Here is a 12,749-nt window from a genome sequence, read left to right as displayed (position 1 = left end):
AGATCCTCACCGAACCCGAGGCCGGACTGTTCACCCTCGCCCCGCCGGCGACGTCCGCGTAGCCCCCACCAGGGCCGCTAACGAACCGTCAAACCCACATCAGACAAAGCCTCCCGAACCACCCTCTCACACCACTAGCAGGTGCCCAGCACCGGTTGCGCGCTCTGGTCATCGACCTGCTTGTTGCCCTGACCGTCCCAGATCCCGACGTTGACGTAGTAGCAGGTGCCTCGCGGCACCCAGACCGCACCAGCCTGGTATAGGAACTCGCCCCTGTCGTCGTACGTGCGGTTGGAGATAAGGGTCAGGTACATCCGGGTCCGGGTGCCGTACCAACGGCCCTGCTTGACCGTGACCGCGCAGAACTGGCTGGATGTCCTGTAGAGGCCCGTGTAGGCGACCAACTCCCCCGACCAATTCCTGTGCGTCAGCGTGCCGACGTTGGTGCCCGAACAGCTCCCACTGGCTTGCGCCGGCGCAGCGGCGACGATGGGAGTGATCAGTCCGACCAGCATGGCGAGCGCGACGGGCAGCATCTTGAGTTTGGACAACTCATACCTCCTGTGAGTGAACGCCCCGTAGTCAACTCGAATACACTGGCAGACATTGGCTAGCTTCGCTACCCGTGGCGTCGACTGTCGATCTTGAGCAGACCGGCCGCAGGGAATCAAGCTGCTGGGTCAGGATCGCAGGGCGCAGCCGCTAGGAGGGCGCAGCAAGCACGAGGAAGCCCCGACCAGGAACGCTCAAGGCGCTCACCAGGGCTCCTGTCTCTGGCGGCAGAGACTAGCCGCGAAGGTGGATCTCACGCATCCGCGCGCCAACTCGCGAAGGCCTCCACATGGGCGCCTACAGCCTCCAAGAACGCGCGCTTAGCCCGGGTTGGGCTGACATCACGAGCATGCTCATGCCCTTCATCGAACTGTAGGCGTGAGAGGGTGGTTCGATAGCCCTTGCCCATTGTGGGCCTGGCTCATTGCGTGAATGCGAGCGATGGTCGTAACCGGTGAGGTCCCATCGCGTTGGGTCGATCATGGGCGAGCGAGCGGCGTAACCGAATGACCTGTCCGACGAGCAGTGGTTGCTGGTCGGACCGGAGCGAACCTGACGTCCAGCTTTCTGTTGAGCGCCCGTGCGAGACGCTCTAGGACCGGCAGGGTCGGCACGTTGCCGCCAGCCTCGAACCGGGCCACGGCGGACTGGGTCATTCCCGCAACCCTCGCCAACTGGCTCTGGCTCCATCTCTTGTGTTCTCTCAGGAGTCGCACCTCCTGCCCAAGTTCGAAGGCGATGCGCGTCGCCTCGTACCCCTCGGTGGCTCCGGGCTCCGCCATTCGGCGGTCACGCAGGTCGTTCCAGTCGACGCGATCACTCTTCGTCATAGCGTCAATGCTATGCCGTGGAGTCCCCGACCTGCGTTAACGTGATGTCAGGACGCGTGGGCGGAGGCGTCCACCACCCGGTTGCTGGCGATGGCGAGTTCCTCGTCGGTGAACAGCGACCGGAAGCGTGGCCGGATCACCACCGCCTCGGCGGTCAAATCCACCCGCCCCCGCTCCCACAGCGCCGTGAACCCGTCGGAAACCACCGGGTGCTGCAGGAGCTGCCGCGCCGTGGCGAGGCCGCCCTTCTCGGTCACCATCCGCAGCAGCAGGCTGGCGTGGTAGTTCGCCTCGTTGCGCGCCCGCTCGTACGTGCGCACCATCGCGTCGTGGAACGCGGCTTCGAGCGCCCGCCGGTCGGCCGAGACCTCGACGGGCTCGTCCGCCGGCTCGTCCTGCTGGTCGTACGCCCGCGCCATCGCCCGGTGCAGCGTCTCCTCCAGCTCCCGCCGGACGGGCGTGCCCTCCCCCGCCGGTGCGGGCCGCGACTCGACCGGACCGCGCGGCTCGGGCGCGGGCCGGACCGGCGGCGTGGCCTGGCGGCCGTCGCGGCTCTCGCCGCCCGACAGCCGCAGGAGTCGGGTGACGCTGCGGAAGCGTACGGCTGCGGGGCTGGCGGCCGGGAAGTACTGGACGAGGCCCGCGTGCCGCCCGTGGCTGTCCTCGATCGGCATGTCGCGCCTCATCGACGCCGCGGCGACCACTGCCTTCGCCTCGTGTGGGCGCACCCAGCAGACCAGTCGCGCACCGTTCGGGTGTGCCCGCTCGACGCGGACGTTCGCCCGGTACTTGCGCGCCTCGGCGGACGCACTGTCGTAGTAGCGGGCCCACCCGAGCACCTTGCCCTCGTGCCGCACCGGCACGTCGCGGCAGTGCTGGTGGCTGTCCAGGGCGGCCACCGCCTCGTACGGCCGCAGCCAGGCCACGTTCCGGTAGCCGTTGGGCACGGGCACCGTGCCGTCGTCCGAGGTCCCCGCCGACTCGCCGGCCGGTGGTGCGGCCGCGGCCGGCGTGGGCCGCACCGGGGGTGCTGCCGGCACGCGCGGCCGTCTGTCGCCGCTGCCCCCCGATTCGGCGCGGGCCGTCGGCGCCGGACGAACGGGCTCGCCCCCGACAGGCTCGACCCCGACAGGCTCGGCCTCGACGGGCTCGGTCACCACCGACGGCGGTTCGGTGCCGACGGAACCATCGTTGCCGGTCGTCTCCGCCAGCGGCGGAACGTCATCGACCGGCTCGGCGGGCGCCGGGGCCGGCGCGGCGGAAGACGTCGCGCGGGCTGCCTGCGTGCGGACCGGCGCCGCCTCGACGACCTCCGCGTCGATGACCGGTGCGGCCGTCGGGGACGACACCTCGATGCCCAGCTCGGCGATGCGCTGCCACAGCGGCTCCAGCGCCGCCTCCGGGTCCCGGCTGAACACGCTGCCCCGGATCCGCACGAAGACGCAGTTGCCGACGCGCTCCAGCACCGCCTGCCGGCGCATGTCGCTCTCCCACTGGTCCGGCCCGTGGTAGGCGTCGCCGTCGCACTCGATGGCGAGCCGCCGCCCGTCCGGTGCGGGGAGCACGAAGTCGATGCGGTAGCCGCCGATGCGGAACTGCGGCAGCGGCCGGTGTCCCCGGCCCAGGACGCGGCGCAGCACCGCGCGTTCGAAGTCGCTGTCGCAGCGCTTCTCCAGGTCGTCGTAGGCCTCGTCGGCGGCGGTGACGTTCTGGCAGTAGGTGAGCAGCAGCCCCCGGGCGTCGTCCTCGCGCAGGTCGGCCGGCTGCACGGAGTGGAAGACCCAGAGCTGGTCGCGGGCGCGGGAGGCGGCGACGTTGACCCGCCGGTGGTGGTCGCGCTTGGTGAAGGCGGAGACGATGCCGTTGTGCGGGGAGACGACCGTGGAGACGAGCACGATGTCGCGTTCGTCGCCCTGGAAGGTGTACGAGTCGCCGACGCGCAGCCGGCGCCGTTCCATCTCCTCCTCGCCCACCACCTCGCGCAGGCGGGTGAGCAGGTAGATGGCCTGCCCGCTGGTGCTCAGCAGGCTCACCACGCCGATGGTTCGCCCGTCGTACGCGGGGTCGGCGACGATCGCGGCGACCCGCTCGACGAGCGCCTCGGCCTCGGCGACGTTGACGTTGCCGTAGCCGGGGAGGTCCTGGCGGATGCCCTCGGGCACGTGTACGGCGACGACGGGGTCGCCGATGCCGGCGGGCCGGTCGGTGCGCAGCGGCTCGATCTCGCCGCCGTAGTACGTCTGGCTGGAGAAGCCGATGATCGCCGGTACGGAGCGGAAGTGCTCGGTCAGCAGGATCCGCTCCGGCGAGCGGCGTACGGCGTGGTCGTAGAGGCTGCTCTCCGGGTCGAAGTGCTCGGCGGAGGGCACGTCGCCCAGGTGCGAGTTGATCAGGCCGGTAACCGTGCCGACGAACGACAGCTGCGGGCCGATCTGCTGGTCGTCGCCGACGACGACGGCCCGTTCGGCGAGGCTGAGGATCGGCAGGGAGAACATGTCCGCCTGCGAGGCCTCGTCGACGATCACGACGTCGAAGTGGGCGCCGCCGGCGAACTGCTCGATGGCCCGGTCGACGGACATGACCCAGACGGGCACGGCGTCGACGGCGGAGTTCATCGCCCGCTGGGCGTGCGCCTGCCACTGGGCGGCGTTCTTGCCCGTACCCTTGCCGATCTTGCGCAGGGCGGTGGTCCAGTCGGCGAGCGCGGCGCGGCGTCGGTCGTCGAGCGCCTTGGAGACCTCCAGCCAGGAGGAGGCGACGACGAGTTCCTGGGTGAGCCGGCGGATCCGCTCCCGTGTCTGCTCGATCCGGCGGCCCAGCGCCACGGGGTCGACGCTGCCGACGACGGCGTCGAACCAGGTCTGCGCGCGGCGCCACTGCCAACGGTGCGGGCAGTCGGCCCCGGTGCCGCCGATCGCGGCGGCGCTGCCGTCCTCGATCTGGGCGGTCCAGCCGGGCGCCGCAGGCCGCAGCCGCCCGGTGAGCTGCGCGAAGCGTCGCGCGTCGGGGCGCAGCGCGGCGAGCCGGCGCACCTCCGCGAGGATGCCGTCCCAGCCTTCGAGGTCGGCGCGCTGGCGGGCCTGGTCGAGCAGCCGCCACAGCTCGCTGGCGTCCGTGCGGGACATGCCCTCCTCGAGCACCGTGCCGAGGGCCCGCTCGTCGGCGACGAGCCGGTCGTGGTCGGACACGGTCGCGCACCGGGAGACCAGGTCGATGAGGGCGGTCAGCCGGCGTACGTCGACCGCCTGCTCGGCCCGGGGGACCAGGCGGCGGACGATGGCGTGCAGGGTGGGCCAGCGGCTGCGGTCCCAGTCGAGCGCGACGGCGGCGTCGGTGAGCAGCCGCCCGGCCCACAGGTCCGGCTGGTCACCGAGGTCGGCGGGGAGGTCGAGCAGTTGCCGCCAGTCGGCCCACCGGGTGTTCAGCTCCTGGCGCAGCCGCTGCCGGGTGACGTACGCGACGACGACGTCGACGTCCTCGGTGGTGCGCAGGGGCTCGCCGTCGATGCGGCATTCGGCGGCGAGCCGGGCGAGGGTGCCCTGGAAGAGCCGGCTGACGCCCTTGCCGGTCGCGAACCGCTGCCGCAGCTCACCGAGCTGGGCCAGCAGGCGGCGCGGCTCGGCGAGCTGCGCCTCCGGGACGCTCACCTGGTGGCCGGCGAGGGTCCGGGCCGCCGCGGTCAGGTCGGTGAGCACACGCTGGCAGGCCGCCACGTGGTCCTGCCACCTGGCCTGCCAGTTCGGGTCGGCCTGGAGCAGGGTGGCCAGCCGGTCGGTCCACGCGCCCTCGCGGCCGGCGAGCAGGGTCAGCGCCTGACGCAGCTGCCCGACGAGCTCGTCGAGCGCCTGCCGGCCGAACGCCCGTACCTCCGGCAGGACGACCCCGGCGGCGGCGAGCCGGTCGAGTTCCTCGCGGGCGGCGGCGAGTTCGCGTCGCCCGGCGAGGACGGCGGCCTCCGTGGGCAGCTCGGCCGCCGTGGGCAGGTCCCGCAGCGCCTGGGTGCGGTCCTGCCGGACGGTACGCCGGGCGATGTCGAGCAGCTCGGTGAACTCCTCCACGCCCAGCGGCGCGGCTGCGTCCGGCGCCAGGGTGTCGGGGATGTCGCCGTAGCGGTCGGCCCGTTCCCGCAGCCAGTTCCCGACGTCGCTCGGCGACAGCCGGATGCCGTCGATCTCGTGGTGCGCGGACTCGTTCTCGGCCATCGTGCGCAGGCCGGCGAGGGCCTGGCCGAGGTCCCGCTCGGCCTCCTCGAGCTGGCGTCGCAGCCGGTCGACGCGCTGCTGCTCGCCCCGCTTGTCGAGGGTCGCCCCACGGTCGGAGAGTTCGCGGGCGGCCAGTTGGAGCTGCACGAGCTGGTCGGTGGAGCGGCCCAGCACCGCCAGGCAGAGCGACTGGATCTCCTTCGGCAGTCCGTCGCGCAGGACCCGCAGCGGGTCCTCCTTCTGCGCCACCACGAGCACCCGCTTGCCGTGCGCCATCAGGTGGCAGATGAGGTTGCGGATGGTGTGGGTCTTCCCGGTGCCGGGCGGGCCCTGCACGGCGACGTTGCGGTGCTGCGCGAGCCGGCGGGCGATGGACTCCTGCGCCTCGTTGGTCGGCAGCGGCATGAGCAGCCGCTCCCCCAGCGGCGCCCACCGCGCCGGCTGGTCCTGCGGCATCTCCAGCCGGCTCGGCTCGTGCGCCAGGATGGCGGCCAGCGCGCCGATGCTCGCGGTGTCGCCGGCGAGCAGCCGGGCGCGCAGTTCCTCCAGGAAGCGGCGCAGCATCCGCTGCCGGGGCCGGACGAAGAGCACACCCGTGTCGTGGACGTGCGGGCCGGCCGGGGCCGCCGCGCCGCCGTCCCGTACGACGGGGTCGTGGCCGAGGCGGCGCAGCGCCCGCTCGAAGAACTCGACGCGGTCGAGGTCGTGCCAGACGTCGAGGTCGAGCTGACCGCCAGAGCCGGCCAGCGCGAGCAGTTGACCGAGGTAGCGCTCGTCGAGGCCGGTCAGCGGGTCGGTCTGGAGCCGGGGCGCGCCCTGCGGAACCACTGTGACCATCGACCGGTCGGCGTCGAACTCGATGGCGACCGGGGTCACCACCAGCGGGTACTGCACCCGGTGCCCGGCGACGTCGGTGCGGATGACGCCGTGGCCCCACACCAGCTCGTGGGTGGCGGCGGCCATGTCGACGCGGTGTTTGAGGTCGAACAGGCTGCGGTGCAGTTGCCGCGTCGCCTCCGTACGCCGGGTCTGGTCGGCCCAGGGTCGCCACTCCCGCTCCCGCCACTGCGCGAACCGTTCCTGGAGCTTCTCGACCGTCTCCTCGTCGGCCATGAGCCGGGGCTCGGCCTCGTACGACGGCACACCGGCCAGGTACGGCGCGAACTCGGCGGGCGTCCGGATCGGTGTCGTGGCCGCCGGCAGGCCGACGCGCAGCCAGCTGGCACCGTCGGTGGAGACGCCCACCTCGCAGTCGGCGTGCGCGGGAAGGTCGTGCTGCCAGAAGGCGTCGGCCGGGGGAACCGTCCGGGCCGGCTTCTCCAGCTGCGCCCGCACGGCCATCAGGTACTCGACCAGGGAGGTGGCCCGGTCCCGGATCAGTGCGGGCGATTCCGTCGTGGACGTGGAGCGGGAGAGCATGCGGCACCTTTGGTTCTGGTGGATGGACCTGCCACGGCGAGGCCGAACCGACCTGTCGTCAGGAGATCGGCCGGCGGGCTCGTCGCACGAGCAGTCGGTCCCCTCCGCGCTGACGCACGGCTCCCACCTCCCCACTGGCGGTCCCCGGACCCTACCCGCAAGAGTCCTACCAGCGGGACCCCCGATGTTCCACCGATCGGCCGGCGTCGGCTCACCTGTTCCCGCCGTCAATTACCTGCGGAGTCGATACTGCCCAGCGACAACCAGTTTCCGGCGAACCGACGTTCGCCCTGTTCAGCAGAGCAACGCCCCGTTGACGGCAGGATGGCTGGCACTGCGTGGTGTCCGCCTGGACGGCTCCGGGACGCACGTCGGCAGGGGCAGCAGTGTCAGAGACGCGACAATGCTGCCGACCATGCGGGCTTCCTCGCACCCACCGGAGGAGGCGTCAGCGGGCAACGGACGTGAGCGCCTGCTCGAGGTAGGTGTCGACGTCGGTCGCGTGGTAGATCCGTTCGCTCGCCTCGATCCCGTCGAGGAACATCGCGTACACCGCCGCCATCCGCAGCGCCGCGACCGGCCGCAGCAGCTCCACGGCCCGTTCCGGCTCGCACCCCGGCACGTCGGCCCGCCACCGCGCGCACCACTCGGCGAGCACCGGCGCGGCGTCGTCGGCCGGCAGCCCCTCGGCCAGCCGCAGCGCGTCGAACGCCGGGTGTCCCACGAACGCGTCACCCCAGTCGATCACGACGTGCCGCCCGGCGTCGGCGCGTACGTTGCCGGGGTGCAGGTCGCCGTGCACGAGGGTCTCCGGCAGCCCGCATCCGCGTACCTGGTCGAGCCGCGCCGCCAGCCCCGCCAGCAGCGGCTCCACGGAGGACGTGTCGTGGCCGGCCAGCCGGTCACGGATCCAGGCCGGCAGGGCGTCGGCGCGCAGGTCGGGTACGCCCGCCGCGACCAGTTCCGCCAGGTCCGGGACGGACCGCACCTGCACCGGGTGGAAGCCGGCGGCCATCGCCAGCCGCTCCTCGACGGGCGCGGCGTAGCGGTCCTCGCCGGGCACGTGCTCGATCAGCATCCGGCCGTCGCCGTCGTCGGCGAGCAGCGTCGACGTCTTCCCCGGCGCGGCCGCACCGAGCCAGCGCAGCACCGCCGCCTCGTGCCGGAAGAACACCGGCACCTGCTTCAGCCAGGCCGTTCCGCCCGGCCCGTCGAGCCGCCAGACGGCCGACAGGTTCCAGGTGCGCTGCTGGGCGACGGTCTCCGCCGGGCGGCCGAGCCGCCGCAGCTCCGTCGTCGCCCAGGCGAGGCTGCGCGCCGGGCCGCCGGGCTCGGCGTAGGGGGCGCGCAGCGGGTCCGCCGGCAGGTCGAGCTCCGCCGGGACGAGCGGCGTGGCGGGCGGCCCGTCGACCTGCCCGAGGTACGTGACCGCACCGCCCATCGGCTGCGGCGCGTCGCCGGTCAGCAGGCGGAGCACGGCCACCTCGACGCCGTACCGCCGGCGGGCCTCGGCCACGACCGGGGCGACCTCCTGCCACCAGGGCGACGGCACGTCGAACGGCGGCAGGGCGCCCAGCGGGGCGCCGGCGGCATCGACCAGGACGAGGGTCACGGTGCGGGACACGCCGGCACGCTACCGCCGGCCGCCGGGCCTGAGCGAGGGGTTATCAACGGTGCGGGCGAGGGTGCCGACGACCGCGAGGGAGGCGACCGCCGCCCCCGCCACCACCACGGCCATCGGGACGGCGCTGCCCTCGCCGCCCAGCCCGACCAGCGGCGCGGCCATCGCTGCCACCAGCGACTGGATGGTGCCGAGCAGCGCGGCGGCCGTCCCGGCGTGGGCGGGGTGCCGGTCCAGGGCGAGCGCGGTGCCGTTCGGCATCACCATGCCGAGCGAGCCGACGAAGACGAAGAGCGCCACCGCCACCAGCGGCAGGTTGCCGAGGAGCGCCCCGGCGAGCAGGACGGCGGCGGCCAGCAGCCCCAGGCCCAGCGCCCGCACCAGCAGTGTGCGGGGCTCGAAGCGGTCCAGCAGGTGGGCGTTGAGCTGGCCGACGGCGACCAGGGCGAGCGCGTTGACGCCGAAGATGAGGCTGAACGCGCCGGCCGAGGTGCCGAAGACGTCCTGGAAGACGAAGGACGACCCGGAGATGTAGCCGAACAGCGCGGCGAAGACGAGGCCCTGCGCCAGCGCGTACCCCAGGAAGATCCGGTCGGTGCAGAGCGAGCGGCCGGCGGCGGCCGTGGCGGCGAGGCCGCCGGTGCTGCGGCGGGCCGGGGGCAGCGTCTCCGGCAGCCGCCACGCGACGGCGGCGGCGAGCAGCGCGCCGATCACGGCGAGGGCGACGAAGACGGTACGCCAGTCGCCGAAGCGCAGCACGAGGCTGCCGAAGGCGGGCGCGACCATCGGGGCGATGCCGAAGACCAGGATGAGGCGGGAGAAGTACCTGGCGGCCGCGCGGCCGGCGTAGAGGTCGCGGACGATCGCGCGGGCGACGACGACGCCCATGCCGCCGGCGAAGCCCTGCGCGAGCCGCGCCGCGGCCAGCGTCTCGGCCGTCGGCACGGCCGCGCAGACCAGCGACAGCAGGGTGTACGCGGCGACGCCCACCAGCACCGGTCGGCGCCGCCCGAAGCGGTCGCTGAGCGGGCCGGTGACGAGTTGGCCGAGGGCCATGCCGATCAGGCAGGTGGTCAGCGAGAGCTGGATGCGCGCCTGGCTGGCGGACAGGTCGCGGGTCATCTCGGGGAACGCCGGCAGGTAGGTGTCCAGGGAGAGCGGCCCGAACGCGGTGAGCGTGCCGAGCAGCGCCAGCAGGACGACGGCGGGCCGCCCGGTGGGCGCGGCGACGCGTTCTTCCGGTCGTACGGGCGGTGCGGTGGCGTGCGGCATGGCGGTCCCCTCGCTGACGGCTCGGCCCGGCTACGATAGCTCTGACTACAGAGCTATTGCGCCGACGAAAGGCCTGACTGTGACGGACGAGACGGTCGACCAGCTCGGCGGCGCGCTCGGCGACCTGCACCGGGTGCTGCGCCGGGCGGCCACCCAGCGGGTCGGGCGCACCGCCCTGCCGGACGCCCAGGTGGAGGTGCTGCGGCTGGTGCAGCGGCACCCGGGCATCGGCGTCCGCGAGGCCGCCGAGCGACTCGGCACCGCCCCGAACACGATCAGCACCCTCGTCGGCGAGCTGACCGCCGCCGGGCTGCTGCACCGGGAGCGGGACCCGGCCGACCGGCGCACGATCCGGCTGGCGCTGACCGACGCGGCGCGGGAGCGGATCGCCGCGTACGGGCGGCACCGGCGCGACCTGCTCGGCGCCGCCCTGGCCGAGCTGGACGGCCCGGACCGCGAGACGCTGCTCGCCGCCGCCCCCGCCCTGCGCCGCCTCGCCGACCGGATGACGGGACGCAGCTGAGCAGTCAGCAGGTGGCGCGGCGGGGGTACGCGTCGGCCTCCCGCGCCCACTGCTCGGCGGCCACGGAGAGGGCGTCGGCGGAGACGGTGAGCGTCAACGGGTAGACCGCGCCGGGCGGCTGCCGCCGCATCCACGGCGGCAGGGACTCGTACGCGAACTCCACGGTCAGCGCCAGCCGGCGACGCCGCAGCACCCGGGCGCGGAAGGCCAGGTTCGGTTCGGTGAACCGGGCCACCGCCGAGGGCTCCGCCGGGTCGCAGGTCGTCTCGGCCTGCTGCCGCAGCCAGCCCGCCAGCGCGTACGCCTCGGTGACCGTCAGGCAGGGTTCCAGGTGTGACCAGGCCTGCCCGTCGGCGGTGCGGGCGTCGGTCTCGACGAGCAGCCAGTCGTCCCAGTACGTCGCCTCGTCCGGGTCGTCCGGCGGGGAGACCCCGGGCTGGTAGCCCACGGGCCGGATCCGCACCCGGGCGCCGTCGTCGGAACGGATCTCCATGCTGCCATCATGACCGATCCCGAGGGCCCGGATGGGGCATCCACGCAGCTCAGGCTCCCCGAAGGTCGGCAAGGCCGGTCGTGACCGCCCGGTCAGCGCACCGGGTCGTGGGTGCCGCGCGGCACGTCGGGCCGGCAGCGGCGCAGCCGGTCGGCGGCCAGCCGCCCGCCGACGGCCAGCCCGTGGCGCTCGACGGCGGCCAGCCCGTACGCGCTGCACGTCGGGGTGAAGCGGCACTGCCCGGGCCAGCGGTGCGACAGCCAGCGCCGGTAGCCCCGGATCGCGGCCCGCCCGGCCCGGTCCACCAGCGGCGCCCGCCCGTCGACAGTGGTGCGCCCGGTGGCGTCGGTCGACGGTGCCGAGGACCGGCCGGGCGCCACGAGCCGGGCGGCAAGCGCGCCGAGGGTGAGCAGGGTGGAGAAGAGGCCCAGGTCGCAGCAGGGCACGTCGCAGGCATCGCAGCCGTCGCAGCCGTCGAAGCGGCTCTTCTTCTTGCGACGCCGGTCGCCCCTCAGGTTGATCACGGAAACATCATGCGACGGCCGCGCCACCCCGCGACCGCGCCCCCCTGCCGGGGCACCCGGCGCCCGGCCGTCAGCGCCAGACGGTGCGGCGCACGCCGTCGTGGTCGGCGCAGGCGTCGGGCCGCCCGCCGGTGAGGCTGACCGAGCCGTCGCCGCACTGCACGAGGTGGCCCCGACCGGCCCAGAACCCGGGCACGCAGTCGAACCAGTCGCAGACCTCGACGGCCGGCCTGCGGATGCGGTCGCCGCCGCAGAAGTCGTACCCCATCGGGTTGGTGGGGGCGCCGCAGAGCCGCTCACGGGCGGGCGTCGGCGTGGGCGTGGGCGCGGGGGTGCCGCGGCGCGGCTGCGACGCGGCGGGCGGCGCCTTCGCCTGCGCCGCCGGGAGGGCGACCGGTGGGGCGACGGAGGCGGGCGCGGGGGTCGCGGCGACGGCGACCTCGGCGCCGGCCGGGTCGGCGGGATCGGTGTCCAGCAGGGCGGCCGGCACCAGCAGGGCGATGCCGGCGGCGACGGCCACGGTGCGCCGGCCGCCGGGCACGGACGCGAAGTGCCGGGCCTGCGCCGGGGTGGCGATCAGCGGCCGGAACGGCTTGAGCTGGGCGTGCTCGGCGATCGCCTCGTCGAGCTGGTCGAGCACCGCGCCGCGCTGCTCGATGGCGTCGGCGAAGGCCAGGGTCAGCTTGAACCGGAAGTCCGCGGCGACGTCGGCGGGGAGCATCACCCCGGAGGTGCGCCGCCGGTCCAGCACCTGCATCAGGGTGACCGGCGCGTGCGGATCGTGGGCCAGGCCGGTCATCCTCCCGTACGGCCAGTCGCGCCGGCCGCGACCGCCGAGCAGCACCAGCCGGCGGTTGGTGATCACCGCCATGCCGGCGTCGGCGACCCGGATCCCGTCGGGCCGGCGGGCCCGCAGCGAACCGGCCGCCGGAGCGACCGTCAGGTCGGGCGCGGGCAGCACGGTGTTGTGTCGGACCTCCGCCAGCCGCGCGGCCGGCAGCACCCAGAAGACCACCTCGCCGGGCGCGAGCTCCAGGGGCAGGCCGGCGCCCGCCGCGGCCGAGCCCCGGAACTGCTCGGCGAGGGTACGCAGGCGGCGCAGCTCGTCGTCGCGGCGTCGCCATGCCTTGTCGGCGCTGCGGTACTCCCGCCGCCGCCGTTCGTTCTGCCGGTGCACCCACCGGTACCGCCACGTGGAACCCGTCGAATCAGTCCTTGCCACGCCGACTCCTTCGCCGCGCAGGCCACCAACCGGGGTGTCACAGGTGTCAACTGCGACGACGCCCGGCGGGGACACGCCGCAACGGGGCAAA

At 74.0% G+C, this 12,749-nt stretch carries 9 protein-coding genes; 1 reads left to right on the top strand and 8 read right to left on the bottom strand.

Going from position 1 to position 12,749, the window contains the following annotated elements:
• Positions 1-134 precede the first annotated feature (134 nt).
• From KBX06_RS16265 to KBX06_RS16245, 5 genes are all read right to left on the bottom strand, one after another.
• Positions 135-551: a hypothetical protein gene (locus KBX06_RS16265; protein ID WP_210835610.1), complete on the bottom strand. Its 417-nt coding sequence runs from the start codon at positions 549-551 to the stop codon at positions 135-137.
• Positions 552-1,031: 480 nt separating this feature from the next.
• On the bottom strand, positions 1,032-1,382 hold the full coding sequence (locus tag KBX06_RS16260) for a helix-turn-helix domain-containing protein (protein WP_210835608.1): 351 nt from the start codon (positions 1,380-1,382) through the stop codon (positions 1,032-1,034).
• 47 nt (positions 1,383-1,429) lie between these two features.
• Complete coding sequence (locus KBX06_RS16255; RefSeq protein ID WP_210835606.1) at positions 1,430-7,003, bottom strand: AAA domain-containing protein; 5,574 nt, start codon at positions 7,001-7,003, stop codon at positions 1,430-1,432.
• Between the two features lie 448 nt (positions 7,004-7,451).
• Positions 7,452-8,627: an aminoglycoside phosphotransferase family protein gene (locus KBX06_RS16250; protein ID WP_210835604.1), complete on the bottom strand. Its 1,176-nt coding sequence runs from the start codon at positions 8,625-8,627 to the stop codon at positions 7,452-7,454.
• Positions 8,628-8,636: 9 nt separating this feature from the next.
• Positions 8,637-9,896, bottom strand: a complete 1,260-nt coding sequence (locus KBX06_RS16245) for a multidrug effflux MFS transporter (protein ID WP_210835602.1) — start codon at positions 9,894-9,896, stop codon at positions 8,637-8,639.
• Between the two features lie 79 nt (positions 9,897-9,975).
• Here KBX06_RS16245 and KBX06_RS16240 point away from each other — a divergent pair, with 79 nt between their 5' ends.
• Positions 9,976-10,419, top strand: coding sequence for a MarR family winged helix-turn-helix transcriptional regulator (locus tag KBX06_RS16240; protein ID WP_210835600.1), 444 nt, complete (start codon positions 9,976-9,978; stop codon positions 10,417-10,419).
• Between the two features lie 4 nt (positions 10,420-10,423).
• Here KBX06_RS16240 and KBX06_RS16235 read toward each other — a convergent pair whose 3' ends face one another.
• The 3 genes from KBX06_RS16235 to KBX06_RS16225 form a co-directional block, all read right to left on the bottom strand.
• On the bottom strand, positions 10,424-10,912 hold the full coding sequence (locus tag KBX06_RS16235; protein WP_210835597.1) for a hypothetical protein: 489 nt from the start codon (positions 10,910-10,912) through the stop codon (positions 10,424-10,426).
• Between the two features lie 92 nt (positions 10,913-11,004).
• Positions 11,005-11,436 (bottom strand): membrane protein insertion efficiency factor YidD, encoded by a 432-nt coding sequence (gene yidD, locus KBX06_RS16230; RefSeq protein WP_307854649.1) that lies wholly within the window; start codon positions 11,434-11,436, stop codon positions 11,005-11,007.
• Positions 11,437-11,506: 70 nt separating this feature from the next.
• The gene (locus KBX06_RS16225; RefSeq protein ID WP_210835596.1) at positions 11,507-12,658 is read right to left on the bottom strand and encodes a hypothetical protein; all 1,152 of its coding nucleotides are present in this window, start codon (positions 12,656-12,658) and stop codon (positions 11,507-11,509) included.
• Positions 12,659-12,749: the final 91 nt, after the last annotated feature.

This window comes from Micromonospora sp. C31, assembly GCF_018070575.1.
In the GTDB taxonomy this organism is placed as follows: Bacteria; Actinomycetota; Actinomycetes; order Mycobacteriales; family Micromonosporaceae; genus Micromonospora.
This window is presented reverse-complemented; position numbering and strand designations above follow the sequence as displayed.

Excerpts from the sequence above, each read along its gene's own strand:
- KBX06_RS16260 (WP_210835608.1), bottom strand. The coding sequence starts at position 1,382 with ATGACGAAGAGTGATCGCGTCGACTGGAACGACCTGCGTGACCGCCGA.
- KBX06_RS16235 (WP_210835597.1), bottom strand. The coding sequence starts at position 10,912 with ATGGAGATCCGTTCCGACGACGGCGCCCGGGTGCGGATCCGGCCCGTG.
- KBX06_RS16245 (WP_210835602.1), bottom strand. The coding sequence starts at position 9,896 with ATGCCGCACGCCACCGCACCGCCCGTACGACCGGAAGAACGCGTCGCC.
- KBX06_RS16255 (WP_210835606.1), bottom strand. The coding sequence starts at position 7,003 with ATGCTCTCCCGCTCCACGTCCACGACGGAATCGCCCGCACTGATCCGG.